At 60.8% G+C, this 17,505-nt stretch carries 13 protein-coding genes; 3 read left to right on the top strand and 10 right to left on the bottom strand.

Going from position 1 to position 17,505, the window contains the following annotated elements; translation table 11 throughout:
• From CKW15_RS16520 to CKW15_RS16510, 3 genes are all read left to right on the top strand, one after another.
• A complete protein-coding gene (locus CKW15_RS16520) occupies positions 1–390 on the top strand; it encodes a RidA family protein (RefSeq protein WP_095152440.1) in 390 nt (129 codons plus the stop codon).
• 144 nt (positions 391–534) lie between these two features.
• Entirely contained in the window at positions 535–1,299 is a 765-nt protein-coding gene (locus CKW15_RS16515; protein ID WP_095152439.1) for an IclR family transcriptional regulator, read from the top strand.
• Between the two features lie 39 nt (positions 1,300–1,338).
• Positions 1,339–2,556, top strand: coding sequence for an amino acid deaminase (locus CKW15_RS16510; protein WP_095152438.1), 1,218 nt, complete (start codon positions 1,339–1,341; stop codon positions 2,554–2,556).
• Between the two features lie 95 nt (positions 2,557–2,651).
• Here the strand turns inward: CKW15_RS16510 and CKW15_RS16505 are convergent, their stop codons facing one another.
• The 10 genes from CKW15_RS16505 to CKW15_RS16460 form a co-directional block, all read right to left on the bottom strand.
• Complete coding sequence (locus CKW15_RS16505) at positions 2,652–2,927, bottom strand: peptidylprolyl isomerase (protein ID WP_007898282.1); 276 nt, start codon at positions 2,925–2,927, stop codon at positions 2,652–2,654.
• A gap of 68 nt (positions 2,928–2,995) precedes the next feature.
• The gene (locus CKW15_RS16500; protein ID WP_095152437.1) at positions 2,996–5,533 is read right to left on the bottom strand and encodes a PAS domain-containing sensor histidine kinase; all 2,538 of its coding nucleotides are present in this window, start codon (positions 5,531–5,533) and stop codon (positions 2,996–2,998) included.
• A 190-nt stretch (positions 5,534–5,723) separates the two neighbouring features.
• Positions 5,724–7,679: an acetoacetate--CoA ligase gene (locus tag CKW15_RS16495; protein WP_095152436.1), complete on the bottom strand. Its 1,956-nt coding sequence runs from the start codon at positions 7,677–7,679 to the stop codon at positions 5,724–5,726.
• Between the two features lie 188 nt (positions 7,680–7,867).
• Complete coding sequence (locus CKW15_RS16490; protein WP_095152435.1) at positions 7,868–8,641, bottom strand: 3-hydroxybutyrate dehydrogenase; 774 nt, start codon at positions 8,639–8,641, stop codon at positions 7,868–7,870.
• A 7-nt stretch (positions 8,642–8,648) separates the two neighbouring features.
• Positions 8,649–10,040: a GntP family permease gene (locus tag CKW15_RS16485; protein WP_095152434.1), complete on the bottom strand. Its 1,392-nt coding sequence runs from the start codon at positions 10,038–10,040 to the stop codon at positions 8,649–8,651.
• Positions 10,041–10,327: 287 nt separating this feature from the next.
• On the bottom strand, positions 10,328–11,743 hold the full coding sequence (locus CKW15_RS16480) for a sigma-54-dependent Fis family transcriptional regulator (RefSeq protein WP_095058114.1): 1,416 nt from the start codon (positions 11,741–11,743) through the stop codon (positions 10,328–10,330).
• Positions 11,744–11,847: 104 nt separating this feature from the next.
• Positions 11,848–13,425 (bottom strand): ABC transporter ATP-binding protein, encoded by a 1,578-nt coding sequence (locus tag CKW15_RS16475; protein ID WP_095152433.1) that lies wholly within the window; start codon positions 13,423–13,425, stop codon positions 11,848–11,850.
• A 14-nt stretch (positions 13,426–13,439) separates the two neighbouring features.
• Complete coding sequence (locus tag CKW15_RS16470; protein ID WP_095058116.1) at positions 13,440–14,462, bottom strand: ABC transporter permease; 1,023 nt, start codon at positions 14,460–14,462, stop codon at positions 13,440–13,442.
• The gene (locus CKW15_RS16465) at positions 14,462–15,523 is read right to left on the bottom strand and encodes a microcin C ABC transporter permease YejB (protein WP_095058117.1); all 1,062 of its coding nucleotides are present in this window, start codon (positions 15,521–15,523) and stop codon (positions 14,462–14,464) included. The genes CKW15_RS16470 and CKW15_RS16465 overlap by 1 nt, the downstream gene beginning before the upstream one ends.
• The gene (locus tag CKW15_RS16460; protein ID WP_095058118.1) at positions 15,523–17,391 is read right to left on the bottom strand and encodes an extracellular solute-binding protein; all 1,869 of its coding nucleotides are present in this window, start codon (positions 17,389–17,391) and stop codon (positions 15,523–15,525) included. Before CKW15_RS16460 ends, CKW15_RS16465 begins: the two co-directional genes overlap by 1 nt.
• Positions 17,392–17,505: the final 114 nt, after the last annotated feature.

Below are 17,505 nucleotides of genomic sequence, written 5' to 3'. Positions count from 1 at the left end.
ATGAGCATCACTCGTTACGGCACCGGCAGCACCGCCGCGGGCGGTCAACCTCGCCCTTTCGCCCGCGCCGTTGAAGCCGATGGCTGGCTGTATGTTTCCGGGCAGGTGCCGGCGTTGGACGGGGAGATCATTATTGGCGGCATTGTTGAACAGACGCACCAGACCATGAAGAACCTGATCGCGATTCTGGAAGAAGCCGGTTATGGCCTGGAGGACGTGGTGCGTGCGGGTGTATGGCTGGAGGATCCGCGGGATTTCACGAGTTTCAACAAGGTCTTCTCCGAGTACTTCAAACCCGAACACGCCCCGGCTCGCGCCTGTGTACAGGCGAATATGATGGTCGACTGCAAGGTCGAGATTGACTGCGTGGCATACAAGAAAAAGGCTTGAACCGAGGTGGCTTCATCGCTAGCAGGCTAGCTCCCACAGGGGAACGCATTCCAAATGTGGGAGCTAGCCTGCTAGCGATGACGACCTGACGGTCGTCGACGCACTCTAGGTAAACCCCTGGCACTTTGAAGGGAAACCCATGAAATGACCGAAGACACCATCAAGCGCCGGGCACGCGGGTTGGACCGGGCGTTCGATATCCTCGATTTCCTCAAGGAGATCGGCCAGCCCCTGCGCCCGAATGACATCGCCAATGGCATCGGCAGCCCAAAATCCACGGTCTACGAACTGGTGGCTTCGCTGCTGGAACGGCGCATTCTGGAGCCGGTGGGCAAGGACGGCCATGTCTATCTCGGGCGTCAACTGTACTTCCTCGGGCAGGCGCATCTGCGTCACTTCGACCTGACCCGCGAGGCCGATCACGCCTTGCAAGACATCGTCAGCCAGACCCGTGAAACCGCGCAGATGTGCGTGCTCAACGGGCGCAAATACACTGTGGCGTTGATGAAAGAAGGCGAGCGGCATTTCCGGATTTCCTCGGACATCGGCGAGAACGCGCCGATTCCCTGGACCGCTTCCGGACGGCTGCTGCTGGCGCACCTGAGTGACCAGGCAATCGCTGACCTTATCGACCCCGACGACTTCATCCTGCCCGATGGCGAACGCTTGCCGCTGGAGCAGTTTCTCAAGGAAATCCGTCAGGCCGGCATCGACGGTTTTTTCTCTTTCGATAGCGTTGCCGACACCTTTACCCATTGCTTCGCCGCCCCGGTCAAAGACCCCAGCGGCGTGGCCATCGCGACCTTGTGCATCGTCGCACCACGGGTCGATGCGAAGAAAAACTACAGTGACTATCGTCGGGTGCTGATCGACAGCGCAAACAACCTGGCCCGACGCATCAACGAATAACAGCGGCTGCCTGCTGCCGCGATTGTGAGGAGTTTGACCATGTCTACTGCCAAAAACACTGCTGCCGTGGAAAAAGGCTTTGCCCAGACCGGTGCCCATCTGGTCCGTGACGTCAGTCTGCCGGCACTGGTGCTGCACCGCGAGGCGTTGGAACACAACATTCGCTGGATGCAGGACTTCGTCAGCAACAGCGGCGCAGAACTCGCGCCCCACGGCAAAACCAGCATGATCCCGGCGCTGTTTCGTCGGCAAATGGACGCCGGCGCCTGGGGCATCACCCTGGCCAGCGCCACGCAAACCCGAGCGGCCTACGTTCATGGCGTGCGTCGGGTGCTGATGGCCAACCAACTGGTCGGTACACCGAACATGGCGCTGATCGCCGACCTGCTGGCCGACCCGACGTTCGACTTCTATTGCATGGTCGATCACCCGGATAACGTCGCTGACCTCGGCGCGTATTTCGCCTCGCGCGGAGTGCGCCTGAACGTGATGATCGAATACGGCGTGGTGGGTGGGCGTTGCGGTTGCCGCAGCGAACAGGAAGTGCTGGATCTGGCCAAGGCTATCGCGGCGCAGCCGGCATTGGCGCTGACGGGCATCGAAGGTTATGAAGGCGTGATCCACGGGGATCATGCGGTGAGCGGCATTCGTGATTTCGCTTCGTCATTGGTGCGTCTGGCGGTGCAGTTGCAGGACAGCGGCGCATTCGCCATTGCTAAACCGATCATCACCGCGTCGGGTTCGGCCTGGTATGACCTGGTTGCCGAGTCCTTCGAAGCGCAGAACGCGGGTGGGCGTTTCCTTAGCGTACTGCGCCCCGGCAGTTACGTGGCGCATGACCATGGCATCTACAAGGAAGCTCAATGCTGCGTGCTCGACCGCCGCAGCGACTTGCACGAAGGCCTGCGTCCGGCGCTGGAAGTCTGGGCGCACGTGCAGTCGTTGCCGGAACCGGGCTTTGCGGTGATTGCCCTGGGCAAGCGCGACGTGGCCTACGACGCCGGGCTACCGGTGCCGTTGCTGCGTTACAAGGCGGGTGTGGTGCCGGCCAAGGGTGACGATGTCGGCGCCTGCAAGGTGACGGCGGTGATGGATCAGCATGCGTTCATGACCGTGGCGCCGGGTGTGGATTTGCGCGTGGGCGACATCATTTCCTTCGGCACTTCGCATCCGTGCCTGACGTTTGACAAGTGGCGCGTGGGCTGTCTGGTGGATGACCAGTTGAATGTCATCGAGACCATGGAAACCTGTTTCTAAGGGTTCAAGACCACGGCGCGGCCAAGGAACGCATATCAATGTGTGGGGGGCGGCTGGCGAGTCGGGTGATTCAAGTGCCGGAATCCCGGGGGCTCTCAATCCCGGTAAAACACCTGCACCAGGTGATAACCAAACTTGCTCTTGATCGGCCCGTGCACCACCCGCAGCGGTTTCTTGAAAATGACCGCATCGATCACACCGACCATCTGGCCCGGTCGCACTTCACCCAAATCACCCCCGCGCTTGCCGGACGGGCAGGTCGAGTATTTCTTGGCCAGTACATCGAACGCTTCACCCTTGGCGATGCGTTGTTTGAGCTGCTCGGCTTCTTCCGAGGTTTTCACCAGAATGTGGCGGGCTTGAGCTTTCATGGTGCGGTTACCTTGTAGCGGTGGTGGCTATGTGGGTGCCAGCTGGGGGCGCGCGATTATGCCTCAAGTCAGCCCGGTTGACTGATCATCGTACGAATCTTGTTGGCCAGCAGGTCGATGGAGAACGGCTTGGCGACCATGTCCATGCCGTCCTCCAGGAAACCCTGGCGCTCGGCGGCGATTTCCGCATAACCGGTCATGAACAGCACTTTCAGTCCCGGACGATGCTGGCGGGCGATTTCTGCCAGTTGCCGGCCATTCATGCCCGGCAGCCCGACATCGGTGACCAACAGGTCCAGACGCAACCCGGACTCAAGCACGGGCAGCGCACCTTTGGCATCTTCGGCGGCGTGGGCGCGGTAACCGAGCTCGTTCAGCAGATCAAGGACCAGCATGCGCACCGCCGGATCGTCCTCGACCAGCATCACGGTTTCACCGGCAATCGCCGCGGGTGCTTCGCTAACGACCGGTGCAGGTTCTTTTTCTTCCTCGGTCGAATGCAGGCGCGGCAGGTACAACCGCACGCTGGTGCCACGACCGGGCAGGCTGAACAGGCTGACATGGCCACCCGATTGTTGGGCAAAGCCGTAGATCATCGACAGGCCCAGACCGGTGCCCTGGCCGATGGGTTTGGTGGTGAAGAACGGATCGAAAGCCTTGGCCAGCACCGAAGGCGTCATGCCGGTACCGTTATCGCTGACTGCGATCATCACGTAGTCCCCGGCATTGACCGGTTCCAGGGTGGTGATTTCACTGCCGTCGAGATAGGCGTTGGCGGTTTCGATGCGCAGTTCGCCGCCATCGGGCATGGCGTCCCGGGCGTTGATCACCAGGTTGAGCAGCGCATTCTCCAGTTGGCTGACGTCGGTGTTGACCCGCCAGATATTCTCGGCCAGTTGCAATTGGAGTTCGATGTGATTGCCCTTGGTCCTGCTGAGCAGGTCTTCCAGCGAATGGATCAAATCATTGGCGTTGAGCGGTTTGCGGTTGAGCGACTGACGCCTTGAGAACGCCAGCAACCGATGGGTGAGGGCGGCGGCGCGGTTGGCCGAGGACATCGCCGCCTCGGTAAAACGGCCGATCTCTTCGGTTCGCCCTTCGGCAATGAAGCGTTGCATCAGGTCGAGGCTGCCGAGGATGCCGGTGAGCATGTTGTTGAAGTCATGGGCGATACCGCCGGTGAGCTGGCCGACCGCTTCCATTTTCTGCGCGTGGCGCAAGGCGTCTTCGGCGCGCTCGCGTTCGAACATTTCGCTCTGCAGTCGCTCGTTCGCTTCGGCGAGTTGCCGGGTGCGGGCGGCGACCCGCTCCTCGAGGGTTTCGTTAAGAATACGCAGGGCTTCTTCGGTTTTTTTGCGCTCGGTTTCGTCGATCACGAAAATATAGAAACCGTTCACGGCGCCGTCGGCACCGTGGCGCGGCAGGTAATTCATCAACGCCTGACGAATACTGCCGTCGCGGTGTGGCGTGCTGATGCTGAAGCAACCGGGCCTGCCGCACAGGGCTTCGGCGATGTGCGGGGCGCGCAGCGCGTAGGCTTCTTCACCCAGTACTTCAAGAATGGTGCGACCGTAGAGCTCCTGCGGGGTCAGGCCGTACCAGTCGAGGTACGCGGCGTTGTTCAGGCGAAAACGTTCTTCGCGGTCGACGTAACTGATCAGGATCGGCATGGCGTTGATGATCAGTTGCAGCTCGGTCTGGCTCTGGCGCAGCGCCTGTTCGGTGTGTTTGCGCTCGGTCAGGTCCAGGGCGGCACCGAGAAAACGGATCGGTCGGCCATGGTGGTCCTTGTAGCAACGCCCTCGGGCAAACACCCAGCGCAACTGACCGTCGGGTTGCAGCAGGCGGTATTCCTCGGCGTACTCGGTGCCGTGGGTGATGCAGTGCTTGATGCTGCGGGCGATCAGGGCACGGTCTTCGGGGTGCACGCCGTGCAGGTACTCACTGATCGGCAACTGGCCGGCCATGGTCGGGTCGATGCCGTGCAACTGGGCAAAATGCGCGTCAGCGATAAAGCGGTCCTCGCCAATGTCCCAATCCCAGGTGCCGACCGCGTCGGTGGCGGCGAGGGCCAGTTGCAGACGTTCCTCGGTTTCGCGCTGGGCCTTGAGACTGGCCGCAGAACGCTGTTCGAGTTCGAGGGCGATGCGTCGGCGCTCATTGGTTTCGATGGCCGTGACCAGAATGCCCGCGACTTGTGCGCTCTCGTCGCGAATGGGGCTGTAGGTCAGGTCAAGCCAGAAGTCGGAATCCTGGCCCTCACGCTGCAAGGTGAATCGTTGCTCGCTGTAGGTTCGCACCTGGCCTTGCAGGACAGCGCTGTAGATCGGATCGGTGAAGTCTTTCAACTCGGGCCAGGTCTGGTGCGTCGGCTGGCCGAACGCGTGGGGATGTTTGCTGCCGGCCAGCAGGGCGAAGCCGTCGTTGTAGATCTGCGTGAGTTGCGGCCCCCACAGCAACAGCATCGGCATCGGCGAGTGAATCACGATGTCCACGGCGGTTCGCAGGCTCTGCGGCCAGGTGCTTGCCGCGCCCAGCGGACTGTTTGCCCAGTCCAGTCGGGCGATCAAGGCTTGGGCGTCGCTGCCGGTTGGTGTTGATTTCATCAAAGTGTCCTGCGCATGAGTCGCTTTGGCTGGGGCTATTCTTGCACAGGTGACAGGCGCGGGTTGATTCAGAGGCTTGAGCGGTCAATGTAGGCGTGAGCTTGCTCGCGATGGCGTTGGGTCAAATTACATTGATGTCAACTGACACTCCGCTATCGCGAGCAAGCTTGCTCCTACAGGTAATCCCATTTCAATCCATCAGTTCAGGTCGGTCACGGAATTGCTCCAGCGCTTCGGGATTGGCCAGGGCATCGGTGTTTTTTACCTTCTGCCCATGCACCACATTGCGCACCGCCAACTCCATGACCTTGCCGCTGATGGTTCGGGGAACGTCCGTCACCGCGACGATTTTCGCCGGCACGTGGCGTGGTGTGGTGTTGGCGCGAATGACCTGGCGAATCTGCTGTTGCAGTTGCTCATCGAGTTCCACGCCGCCTCGCAACTGCACAAACAGCACCACACGCACGTCATCCTGCCATTGCTGACCAATGGCGACGCTGTCGAGCACTTGCGGGACTTTTTCCACCTGGCGGTAGATTTCCGCCGTACCGATGCGCACGCCACCGGGGTTGAGCACGGCGTCGGAGCGTCCGTGGATCATCATCGCGCCGTGGGACAATTGTTCCGCGTAGTCGCCTTGGGCCCAGACGCCGGGGAACTGGCTGAAATAGGACGTCCGCAGTTTCTCTCCATCCGGATCATTCCACAGCCCGATCGGCATCGCCGGGAAGTGCCGGGTGCACACCAACTCACCTTTCTCGCCGATCACCGGGTGCCCGTCGTCGTTCCACACTTCGACGGCCATGCCCAGGCTCTTGCCCTGTATTTCGCCACGGCGCACCGGTTGCAACGGATTGCCGTTCACGAAGCATGAAACGATGTCGGTGCCCCCCGACATCGACGCCAGGCACAGGTCGGGCTTGAAGTCGCGGTAGACGTAATCGTAACTCTGCGGCGACAGCGCGGAGCCCGTGCACAGCAAAGTTTTCAGGCTGCTCAGGTCGTGGCTTTCCCTGGGCTTCACACCGCTGCTTTCCAGGGTCGCGAGAAACTTGGGGCTGGTGCCGAAGACAGTAATTCGCTCGTCATCGATCAGGTCGACCAGACGCTGCGGGTCAGGCTGGAACGGCGAGCCGTCGTACAGCACCACGGCGCTGCCTACCGCCAGCGCCGAGACCAGCCAGTTCCACATCATCCAGCCGCAGGTGGTGTAGTAGAACAACCGTTCGCCGGGGCCAAGATCGGCATGCAGACCGTGTTCCTTGACGTGTTGCAGCAGCACGCCGCCGGTACTGTGAATGATGCATTTCGGCACACCGGTGGTACCGCTGGAGTAGAGGATGTACAGCGGATGGGCGAACGGCACCGGGACGAAATCCGGTTCGCCGCCGGCCACATAGAAGTCGTCCCACAGCGTGACATTGGCCGTTGTGTGGAAGTCTTCGATGTGCGCTTCCGGCCGTGCGTAAGGCACAACGACCAATTGCCGCAACGACGGCAGGCGTTCGAGGATTTCGTTGACCTTGGCGGTCTGGTCGACGTCGTTGCCGGCATAGCGGTAGCCGGCGCAGGTCAGCAGCACTTTCGGTTCGATCTGGCCGAAACGGTCAACCACGCCCTGGGTGCCGAAGTCCGGAGACGAGCAAGACCAGATCGCACCGAGGCTGGTGGTCGCGAGCATGGCCACCAGGGTCTGCCAGGTGTTGGGCATGCACGCCGCGACCCGGTCGCCCACACGAACACCGGCAGCGATCAAACCGTTTTGAAAACCGGCGACATGTTCCGCCAGCTCGGCCCAGGTCAAGTGTTCGCGTTGGCCGTTCTCACCGACGGCCACCACCGCCACGGCATCGTCGCGACGCCGCAGCAGGTGTTCGGCGAAATTCAGGGTGGCACCGGGAAACCACTCGGCGCTGGGCATCTGCGGCCCTTCGAGCAGCACCGCGTCGGGTTGTTGGTGAAAGCGGATGTCGAAGAAGTCGACGATGGCTTGCCAGAAGTCCCGCCGCTGATCGATGGACCATTGGTGCAGGGCGGGATAGTCGTCGATGTGCAGGCGATGGCGCTGATTGATGAAGCGCCGAAAGGCCTCCATGCGGGTCTTGCCGATGCGTTCGGCGCTGGGTTGCCAGAGGATGTCGGACATGGAATGCCTCTTCTTTTTTATGCCTTCACACAGGCTTGTGTGCCGCAAGCTGTTGTGGCGAGGGAGCTTGCTCCCGCTGGGTGGCGAAGCCACCCCAATAGTCTTGCAGACAATACCGGTTGCCTGGATTTGCGACTGCTGCGCAGCCGAGCGGGAGCAAGCTCCCTCGCCACAAAAGCAGGCGGCAGTTACTGCGCCAACCACCCACCATCGATATTCCACGCCGCACCGCGCACCTGACTCCCCGCATCACTGCACAGGAACAGCACCAGTTCACCCAATTGTGGCGGTGTCACGAATTCCAGCGAGGGCTGCTTTTCGGCCAGTAAATCGTGCTGCGCCTGCTGCGGATCAATCCCGGTCGCGGCGCGGTCATCGATCTGCTTCTGCACCAGCGGCGTCAGCACCCAGCCCGGGCAAATCGCATTGCAGGTGACCTGGGTGGTGGCCGTTTCCAGTGCGACCACTTTGGTCAGACCGATCACCCCATGCTTGGCGGCGACGTAAGCTGCTTTGCCCACCGAACCGACCATCCCGTGCACCGAGGCAATGTTGATCACCCGACCCCAACCCTTGGCACGCATACCCGGCAGGCTCAGCCGGGTACTGTGGAACACCGATGACAGGTTGATCGCAATGATCGAATCCCAGCGTTCCACCGAAAACTCATCGACGGGCGCGACGTGCTGAATGCCGGCGTTGTTGACCAGAATGTCGATGCCGCCGAACTCGCGCTCGGCGTAGGCGATCATGTCGGCGATTTGCGCGGGGTCGCTGACATCGGCCGGGTGATGGCCGACCTTGCCGCCGAACTGTGCCACGTCGGCAATCACTTTGGATGCATCGCCGAACCCGTTGAGGATCAGGTTGGCCCCAGCCTTGGCCAGGCTGAGGGCAATCCCCAGGCCGATGCCGCTGGTGGAGCCGGTGACCAGTGCGGTCTTGCCCGAAAGAGTCGTCATGAATACCTCACACAATGCCAGTGGCGTAGAAGGTGCCGATCACCACGAAAACCGCCAGGGTCTTGATCAGCGTAATACAGAAAATGTCTTTGTAAGCCTCGCGGTGGGTCAGGCCGGTGACCGCCAGCAAGGTAATCACCGCGCCATTGTGCGGCAGGGTGTCCATGCCGCCGCTGGCCATCGACGCCACCCGGTGCATCACTTCCAGGGGAATGTTCGCAGCGTGGGCGGCGCTGATGAATTGCTCGGACATTGCCGCCAGCGCGATGCTCATGCCGCCCGATGCCGAGCCGGTGATACCGGCCAACAGGGTCACGGTAATCGCTTCGTTGACCAGCGGATTGGGAATGCCCTTGAGCCAATCGGCCAGCACCAGGAAGCCTGGCAGCGAGGCGATCACCGCACCGAAGCCGTATTCCGAGGCAGTGTTCATCGCCGCGAGCAGTGCACCGCTGACCGCACTTTTACTGCCTTCAGCCAGTTTGCTGCGAATCGCCTGGAAACCAAACGCGAGCACCATGAGGATGCCCACCAGCAACGCCGCCTGAACCGCCCAGATCGCGGTGAGCTTGGCGATTTCGGTGGTGACCGGCGTGGTCATGCCCGGCAGCGCCAGGCTGTGGGTCTTGCCGTACCACTGCGGAATCCACTGGGTGAAGAGCAGGTTCATGATGCCCACCGCGAGCAACGGCGACAGGGCGAGCCATGGGTTGGGCAGCTTGATGTCGGCGGCGGTTTCCGGTTCGTTGCGCAGGTCCGAGCCATAGCCTTCACCGCTGCGTTGGGCCTTGTTGCGCTGGCGCTGGAGAAACAGCATGCCGGCGCTGAACACGAAGATCGTGCCGATCACACCCAGCCACGGCGCCGCCCACGCGGTGGTGTTGAAGAAGGTGCTGGGAATGATGTTCTGGATCTGCGGCGTGCCGGGCAGGGCGTCCATGGTGAACGAGAACGCGCCGAGGGCGATGGTCGCCGGGATCAGGCGCTTGGGAATGTTGCTTTGGCGGAACATCTCGGCGGCAAATGGATAGACCGCGAAGACCACCACGAACAGCGAGACGCCGCCGTAGGTCAGCAGGGCGCAGACCAGCACGATCACCAGCATGGCCTGACGCGTGCCGAGCAGGCGAATCGCGGCGGCAACGATGGAACGCGAGAACCCCGACAACTCGATCAACTTGCCAAACACCGCACCGAGCAGGAACACCGGGAAATACAGTTTGATGAAGCCGACCATTTTCTCCATGAACACGCCGGTGAAGGCGGGCGCGACGGCAGAAGGGTCGGTGAGCAGGACGGCGCCAAGGGCGGCAATCGGGGCGAAAAGGATAACGCTGTAGCCACGGTAAGCAGCCAGCATCAGCAGCGCGAGGGCTGCCAAGGCAATGATCACACTCATGGTGTGTCTCCTGGGTTGTTATTTTTGTAGGGTGGATCTTTTGTAGGAGAGGCGTATAGCGACTTTCGTGCCAGATAGCTAAGGCGTTGAAATATAAGGATATAGCTGTTTGTTTTGAGTTGAATGAGGATGGTTTGTCTCAAGATTGAGACTTTTGGAGGGAGTGAGGACCTCATCGCGAGCAAGCTCGCTCCTACAGTGGTCCGCGCTCCCACATAAAGCTCCGTCTTCCTGTAGGAGCGAGCTTGTTCGCGATGGATTATCCAATAATTGAGATTTATGTCTCATTAATGAGATTCGGCAATCCCCAACGCCACCATCTTCTTGTACAACGTCGACCGCCCCAGCCCCAGTCGCGCCGCTGCTTGAACCACCTTTCCCCCGCATTGCGCGAGGGTGGATTCAATCAATTGCCGGTCAAACCGTTCCCGGGCTGCACTGAACGTCTCATAAGCAACCGCTTCGAAGGGCGGCGGAGACAGACGTTCAACGGGTGTGAATGTGCCAATGGCTGCCCGCAGATCCGTGGCTGTCAGGCGCAAGTCATCGCTGAGCAGGGCGGCGCGTTCCAGCACGTTGCGCAGCTCACGGATGTTTCCCGGCCAGGCATGCTGGCTCAGCAGCGCCAGGGCTTCGTGGTGCAGTTCATGCTGGCTGCGCAGTTCCTCCAGAATCGCTTCGCTCAGGGCCGGCAGGTCGTCAAGACGGTCGCGCAGGGGCGGTACCTGGATCGGCAAGACGTTGAGGCGGTAGTACAAATCGGCACGAAACTCACCGCGTTTGATCGCGGCTTCGAGGTCGGTGGAGGTTGCGGCAATCACCCGCACATCGCTCTGGATCACTTCATTGGAGCCGACGGGTTCGAACTCCTTTTCCTGCAACACCCGCAGCAGTTTGCTTTGCAGGGGCAGCGGCATGTCGCCGATTTCATCGAGAAACAAGGTGCCGCCCTGGGCGATTTGCAGTTTGCCGGCACGCCCCTTGCGGTCGGCGCCGGTAAAGGCGCCGGGCGCCGTGCCGAAAAATTCGGCTTCCAGCAATGATTCCGGAATAGCCGCGCTGTTGATGCTGACAAACGCCTTGTGCGCCCGCGGCGACGCATTGTGGATCGCCTGGGCCAGCAATTCCTTGCCGGTACCGGTTTCGCCGAGCAGCAACACAGGCGATTCCGTACTCGCACTACGACGTGCCCGACGTTTGACTTCCAGGCTGGCGGCGCTGGTGCCAATGAAATGAGCGAAGTTGTATTTGGTTTGCCGCGCGCGCAGCAGTGAACGGGTAGAGGCCAGTTCTTCCTGCATGCTCATGTAGCGCTTGAGCATCGGCGACAGGCTGCGCAATTCGTCGAACAGGGCGAAGCCGATGGCGCCGATCACCACGCCGGCATCGTCATGAATCGGCAGGCGCATGACCACCAGTGGTTCTTTGGAGGTGTCTTGCATGTCGAGCAAAATCGGCCGGCCGGTGCGCACCACTTCGCGCAACAGGCTGCCGGGGATCACGCTTTCGCAGGCCTTGCCGATCGCGCTTTCAGCCGACTCCAGGCCGAAGCGCCGGGCGTAGCGCTCGTTCATCCAGACGATGTTGGCGTCACGGTCGACGATCACCGTGCCTTCACTCGACTGCTCGATGATCTCGAACAATGAGCGGATCGCCAGCAGGCGCACGCGCTGGTAGTCCTTAAGGCTTTCGGTGGTGTTCATCGGTATTGATCCTTGTTTCTCGTTGACTGTTCGGGCCCCATCGTCGGAACGCCGCCCGGGGCAAGCCCGCGATGGCTGCGACACGGTTCAACTGCCAGGCGCGATTATGCCTGCCCCAACATCGCCGCTGCCATTAGCTCTTTGGTGTACGGGTGCTGCGGCGAATCGAACACATCATGGCTGGCGCCGCGTTCCACCACTTTGCCGTCCTTGATCACGATCATGTCGTGGGCAAGCGCGCGCACCACTGCCAGGTCATGGCTGATGAACAGGTAGGTCAAACCGTGTTTTTCCTGAAGCTGGCGAAGCAGGGCGACGACCTGTTTTTGCACGGTGCGGTCCAGCGCCGACGTCGGTTCGTCGAGCAGGATCAATGCCGGTTTCAGCACCAGCGCCCGGGCAATGGCGATGCGCTGACGTTGGCCGCCGGAAAATTCGTGGGGGTAGCGATGGCGGCTTTGCGGGTCGAGCCCGACTTCTTGCAACGCCCGGATCACTTCGGCGTTGCATTGCTCCGTCGTCAACTGGCTGTGCACTTCAAGGCCTTCGCTGATGATTTGCGCCACCGACATGCGCGGGCTGAGGCTGCCAAACGGATCCTGGAACACCACCTGCATCTTCTTGCGCCACGGACGCAGCTGCTTTTGCGTCAGCTCCTCCAGCGCTTCGCCCTGAAAGCGAATGCCGCCTTCGGAGTCGAGCAGGCGCAGGATCGCCTGACCCAGCGTGGACTTTCCGGAGCCGGATTCACCGACAATACCCAGCGTCTTGCCGCGCTGAATGTTCAGGCTGATGCCATCCACGGCGCGCAGATAGGTCTTGCGCTGAAACAGTCCGCCACTGACCGGAAACTGCACCCGCAAATCATCCACCTCCAGCACGTTTTCGCGTTCGTCCCGGGGCAGGGCTTCGCCCTCCGGTTCGGCGTTCAGCAGCACGCAGCTGTAAGGGTGTTTCGGTTCGGTGAACAGGGTTTCGCACGACGCCTGTTCGACGATTTCCCCGGCCTTCATCACGCACACGCGCTGGGCGATGCTGCGCACTAGATTGAGGTCGTGACTGATCAGCAGCAGCGACATGCCCAGCCGTTGCTGCAAGGATTTGAGCAGCAGCAGGATTTTGCGCTGCACCGTCACATCAAGCGCCGTGGTGGGTTCGTCGGCGATCAACAGTTCCGGCTCGCAGGCCAGGGCCATGGCAATCATCACCCGCTGGCGCTGCCCGCCGGACAGTTGATGGGGATAGGCTTTCAGTCGCTCCTGGGGTTTTTGGATGCCCACCAGCTGCAGCAATTCAAGAATCCGCGCCTGCGCCGCTTTCCCGGCCATGCCTTTGTGCACCAGCAGCGTTTCACCGATCTGCTTTTCGATGCTGTGCAGCGGGTTGAGCGAAGTCATCGGCTCCTGAAAGATCATTGCGATGCGGTCGCCGCGCAGTTTGCGCAATTTTCCGGCATCGGCCCCTACCAGTTCCTGGCCGCGATAGCGGATGCTGCCGGTTGTCTCGGTGCCGCATTCGGGCAGCAATTGCAGGATCGAATGGGCCGTGACGGACTTACCCGAGCCGGACTCGCCCACCAGCGCGAGGCATTCGCCGGGGCGGATGTCCAGGCACAGGTTGCGCACCACGGTCTGGCCGCTGAAGGCGACGCTGAGGTCACGGATTTCGATCAGGTTGGTCATTTCAAGTTTCCGCTTCAAGAGCGCGGGTCAAAGGCATCGCGCAAGGCTTCGCCAATAAACACCAGTAAAGAAAGAATCAGCGCCAGGGTGAAAAACGCCGTCAGGCCCAGCCATGGCGCTTGCAGGTTCTGCTTGCCTTGGCCGATCAGTTCGCCCAGCGAAGCACTGCCCGCCGGCATGCCGAACCCGAGAAAATCCAGCGCCGTCAGGGTCGAAATGGCACCGGTCAGAATGAAAGGCAAATAACTCAGCGTCGCATTCATGGCGTTGGGCAGGATGTGTCGCACGATCACTTTTCGGTCGCTCAGGCCAAGTGCCCGTGCGGCTTTGACGTATTCCAGATTGCGCCCGCGCAGGAACTCGGCGCGCACCACGTCCACTAGGGCCAGCCAGGAAAACAGCGTCATGATCCCCAGCAGCCACCAGAAATTCGGCTCGACAAAACCGGACAAAATGATCAGCAGGTACAGCACCGGCAACCCGGACCAGACTTCCAGCAATCGTTGACCCAGCAGATCGACCCAGCCGCCGTAATACCCTTGCAGGGCACCGGCGGCGATACCGATCAGGGCGCTGACAAACGTCAACATCAAGGCAAACAGAATCGACACCCGCGCACCGAAAATCACCCGGGCCAGCACGTCCCGTGACTGGTCATCGGTGCCCAGCCAGTTCACGCTGGTCGGCGGGCTCGGGGCGGGTTTGATCAAGTCGTAATTCGGCGTGTCGTCGCTGAACGGAATCGGCGGAAACAGCAGCCAGCCGCCATCCTTTTTAATCAGCTGCTGTACGTAATCACTGCGGTAGTCGGCCTGGAATGGCAGTTGCCCGCCGAACTCCTGCTCGGTGTAGCGCTTGAGCGCCGGGAAATACCACTGACCCTGATAACTGACGATCAGCGGTTTGTCGTTGGCGATCAGTTCGCCGCCGAGGGTCAGTGCGAACAGACCGATAAACAGCCACAGCGACCACCAGCCACGACGGTTTTTCTTGAAACGCTCGAATCGACGACGCGCCAATGGGGAAAGCGTGAGCATCAGGCGTTCCTCGCGGCAAAGTCGATACGCGGGTCGACCAGGGTGTAGCAGAGGTCGCCGACGAGTTTTATCAGAAGGCCGAACAAGGTGAAGATGAAGAGCGAGCCGAACACCACCGGATAGTCCCGCGACACAGCCGCTTCGTAACTCATGCGGCCCAGGCCATCGAGGGAGAAAATCACTTCGATCAGCAACGAGCCGGCAAAAAATACGCTAATGAACGCCTGCGGAATCCCCGACACCACCAGCAACATCGCGTTGCGGAACACATGGCCGTACAACACGCGGCGCTCGCTCAAGCCCTTGGCGCGGGCGGTGACCACGTATTGTCGGGTGATTTCATTGAGGAACGAGTTTTTGGTCAGGATGGTCAGCGTTGCGAAACCACCGATCACCAGCGCCGTCACCGGCAGTACCAGGTGCCAGAAGTAATCGGCGACTTTACCGACGGTCGACAACGAGTCGAAATTGTCCGAGACCAGTCCGCGAACCGGGAACCAGTTCAACGAGGTGCCTCCGGCAAACACTACGATCAGGAACATGGCGAACAGGAACGCCGGCATGGCGTAGCCGATGATGATCGCCGTGCTGCTCCAGATATCGAAATGGCTGCCGTGATGCACGGCCTTGCGAATGCCCAGCGGGATCGACACCAGATAAGTGATCAGCGTTGCCCAGAGCCCGAGGGAAATGGTGACCGGCATTTTTTCCAGGATCAGGTCGGTGACCGTGGCGCCACGAAAGAAGCTCTTGCCGAAATCCAGCCGGGCGTAACTGGTGAGCATCAGCCACAGACGCTCGTGCGCGGGTTTGTCGAAGCCGTACTGTTTTTCGATGTCTTTTATCAATTGAGGATCGAGGCCGCGACTGGCCCGGGACGTGCTGCTCACGGAGTCACCGGAACCGCCACCGACCGCGGCGCCGCCAATGCCTTGCAGGTGCGCGATGGCTTGTTCCACTGGCCCGCCCGGTGCGGCCTGGACGATCACGAAATTGACCAGAAGAATGATCACCAGCGTCGGAATGATCAGCAGCAGACGCCGCAGTATGTATGCCCACATCAGTGCGGTCCTCCGGGTCTGCCACGGCGAATGCGCTCGGCCGTCATTTCCTGATTGGTCAACGGTGTGGTGCTCATTTCCCACCAGCTCTCGATGGCTTCGTCATTGCTCGCTTGCACATTCGGGATGCCAAAGCGGTTCCACCAGACGGTGGAGGTGCCAGGCGGGTAGTAGTTGGGAATCCAGTAGTAATTCCACTGCAATACACGGTCGAGGGCGTGGGCATAGTGCAGCATGTCAGCCTGGGTGTTGGCGCGCACCAGTCCGGCGATCAGGGAGTCCACCGCGGGGTTCTTCAACACCATGTAGTTGTTGGAGCCGGGGTCGGTGGCGGCGGCCGAGCCGAAATAATTGAACAGTTCGCCTCCGGGCGAAGTGGTCACCGGATAGCCGGTGACGATCATGTCGTAATCTCGGCTCATCAGGCGATTGACGTACTGGGATGAGTCGATGCGGCGGATATTCAGTTCGATGCCGATCTGCTTCAGCGTGCGCTTATAGGGCAACAGCAAACGGTCCATGCCGTTCTGGCTGATCAGGAACGTGAAGCTCAGCGGTTCACCGTCGGCGTTCACCAGTTGATCACCATCGGGTTTCCAGCCGGCCTGTTCGAGCAGGTCCAGGGCTTGCAGTTGCTTGTCGCGAATCACGCCGCTGCCATCGGTTTTCGGCGCCTCGAACACTTTGCTGAAAACTTCGTCGGGAATCTGTCCGCGCAGCGGTTCGAGGATCGCCAGTTCTCCGGCATCCGGCAGTTGCCGGGCGGCGAGGTCGGTGTTGGAGAAGTAGCTTTGCTGGCGGATGTACAGGTTGCGCATCATCTGCCGGTTGCTCCATTCGAAGTCCCACAGCATCACCAGCGCCTGACGTACCCGACGGTCCTGGAACATCGGTTTTTGCAGGTTGAACACGAAGCCTTGAGACGGTTGCGGCGCCTCGGTGGCGAGGTGGGCTTTTTGCAGGCGACCGTCGCTCAAGGCCGGACTTTCGTAGCCGATGGAATAACCGGTGGCGGAAAACTCACGGTTGTAGTCGTAGGCGCCACCGCGCAGGACTTGGCGCGCGACGTCGGTATCACCGAAATACTCGAGGCTGAAATGATCGAAGTTGTACAAGCCGCGGCTGACGGGCAACTCCTTGCCCCACCAATCGGGGTTGCGCTCGAACGTGATGCTGCGACCCGAATCGACTTTGCCTACTTTATAGGGGCCGCTGCCCAGCGGCGGTTCATAACCGCCACCGCCGGCAAAATCCCGGGTCTTCCACCAATGCTCGGGAAACACCGGCAAGGTTGCGATGTCGAGGGGCAGGGTGCGGTTTTCGTTGTTCTTGAAGTCAAAGCGAACGACCAGTGGCGATTCCACTTCGACGCCTTTGACGTCGGCGAATTGAGTGCGATAGCGCAGGCTGCCCTGGGTCATCAGCAGGTCGAAGGTATAGCGCACGTCTTCGGCGGTGATGGGCTTGCCGTCGGCAAAACGCGCCTTGGGATTGAGGTAGAAACGCAGGGACAGGCGGTCATCGGAACGCTCCATCTTCTGCGCCACCAGACCGTACACCGTGTAGGGCTCGTCCAGTGAACGCTGGGCCAGCGGTGAATACAGCAAACCATCGATCTGTGTGACGCCGATGCCTTTATCGATGTAGGGCAGGACATGGTCGAAGTGGCCGATTTCAATCGCTGAACGACGCATCGTGCCGCCCTTGGGGGCTTGCGGGTTGGTGTAGGCAAAATGACTGAAACCGGCTGGGTACTTGGCCGGTTCGCCGTAGACGGTCATTGCGTGTTGCGGCGCTGCGTTCACACCAACGGCGCCCAACAGCAGGGCCACGGCAGTGAACAATAAAATAGGGAAAGCCAGTCGCATTGTCAGCCTTAAAGCCGGGGGATAAACGATGATTTGTACGCTAGCGGCGCGTCCCTCGCCAGCCGTATTAACGTACCTGAAACACAACGGCCCACCAAATGGCGGGCCGTTGTG

It is taken from the genome of Pseudomonas sp. Irchel s3b5 (assembly GCF_900187435.1).
Taxonomy (GTDB): domain Bacteria; phylum Pseudomonadota; class Gammaproteobacteria; order Pseudomonadales; family Pseudomonadaceae; genus Aquipseudomonas.
Note: the sequence above shows the minus strand (reverse complement) of the source record. Positions and strands in the feature narration are given on the sequence as shown.

Excerpts from the sequence above, each read along its gene's own strand:
- CKW15_RS16485 (WP_095152434.1), bottom strand. The coding sequence starts at position 10,040 with ATGAGTGTGATCATTGCCTTGGCAGCCCTCGCGCTGCTGATGCTGGCT.
- CKW15_RS16510 (WP_095152438.1), top strand. The coding sequence starts at position 1,339 with ATGTCTACTGCCAAAAACACTGCTGCCGTGGAAAAAGGCTTTGCCCAG.
- CKW15_RS16495 (WP_095152436.1), bottom strand. The coding sequence starts at position 7,679 with ATGTCCGACATCCTCTGGCAACCCAGCGCCGAACGCATCGGCAAGACC.
- CKW15_RS16470 (WP_095058116.1), bottom strand. The coding sequence starts at position 14,462 with ATGCTCACGCTTTCCCCATTGGCGCGTCGTCGATTCGAGCGTTTCAAG.
- CKW15_RS16500 (WP_095152437.1), bottom strand. The coding sequence starts at position 5,533 with ATGAAATCAACACCAACCGGCAGCGACGCCCAAGCCTTGATCGCCCGA.
- CKW15_RS16515 (WP_095152439.1), top strand. The coding sequence starts at position 535 with ATGACCGAAGACACCATCAAGCGCCGGGCACGCGGGTTGGACCGGGCG.
- CKW15_RS16475 (WP_095152433.1), bottom strand. The coding sequence starts at position 13,425 with ATGACCAACCTGATCGAAATCCGTGACCTCAGCGTCGCCTTCAGCGGC.
- CKW15_RS16465 (WP_095058117.1), bottom strand. The coding sequence starts at position 15,523 with ATGTGGGCATACATACTGCGGCGTCTGCTGCTGATCATTCCGACGCTG.
- CKW15_RS16505 (WP_007898282.1), bottom strand. The coding sequence starts at position 2,927 with ATGAAAGCTCAAGCCCGCCACATTCTGGTGAAAACCTCGGAAGAAGCC.
- CKW15_RS16480 (WP_095058114.1), bottom strand. The coding sequence starts at position 11,743 with ATGAACACCACCGAAAGCCTTAAGGACTACCAGCGCGTGCGCCTGCTG.
- CKW15_RS16490 (WP_095152435.1), bottom strand. The coding sequence starts at position 8,641 with ATGACGACTCTTTCGGGCAAGACCGCACTGGTCACCGGCTCCACCAGC.
- CKW15_RS16520 (WP_095152440.1), top strand. The coding sequence starts at position 1 with ATGAGCATCACTCGTTACGGCACCGGCAGCACCGCCGCGGGCGGTCAA.
- CKW15_RS16460 (WP_095058118.1), bottom strand. The coding sequence starts at position 17,391 with ATGCGACTGGCTTTCCCTATTTTATTGTTCACTGCCGTGGCCCTGCTG.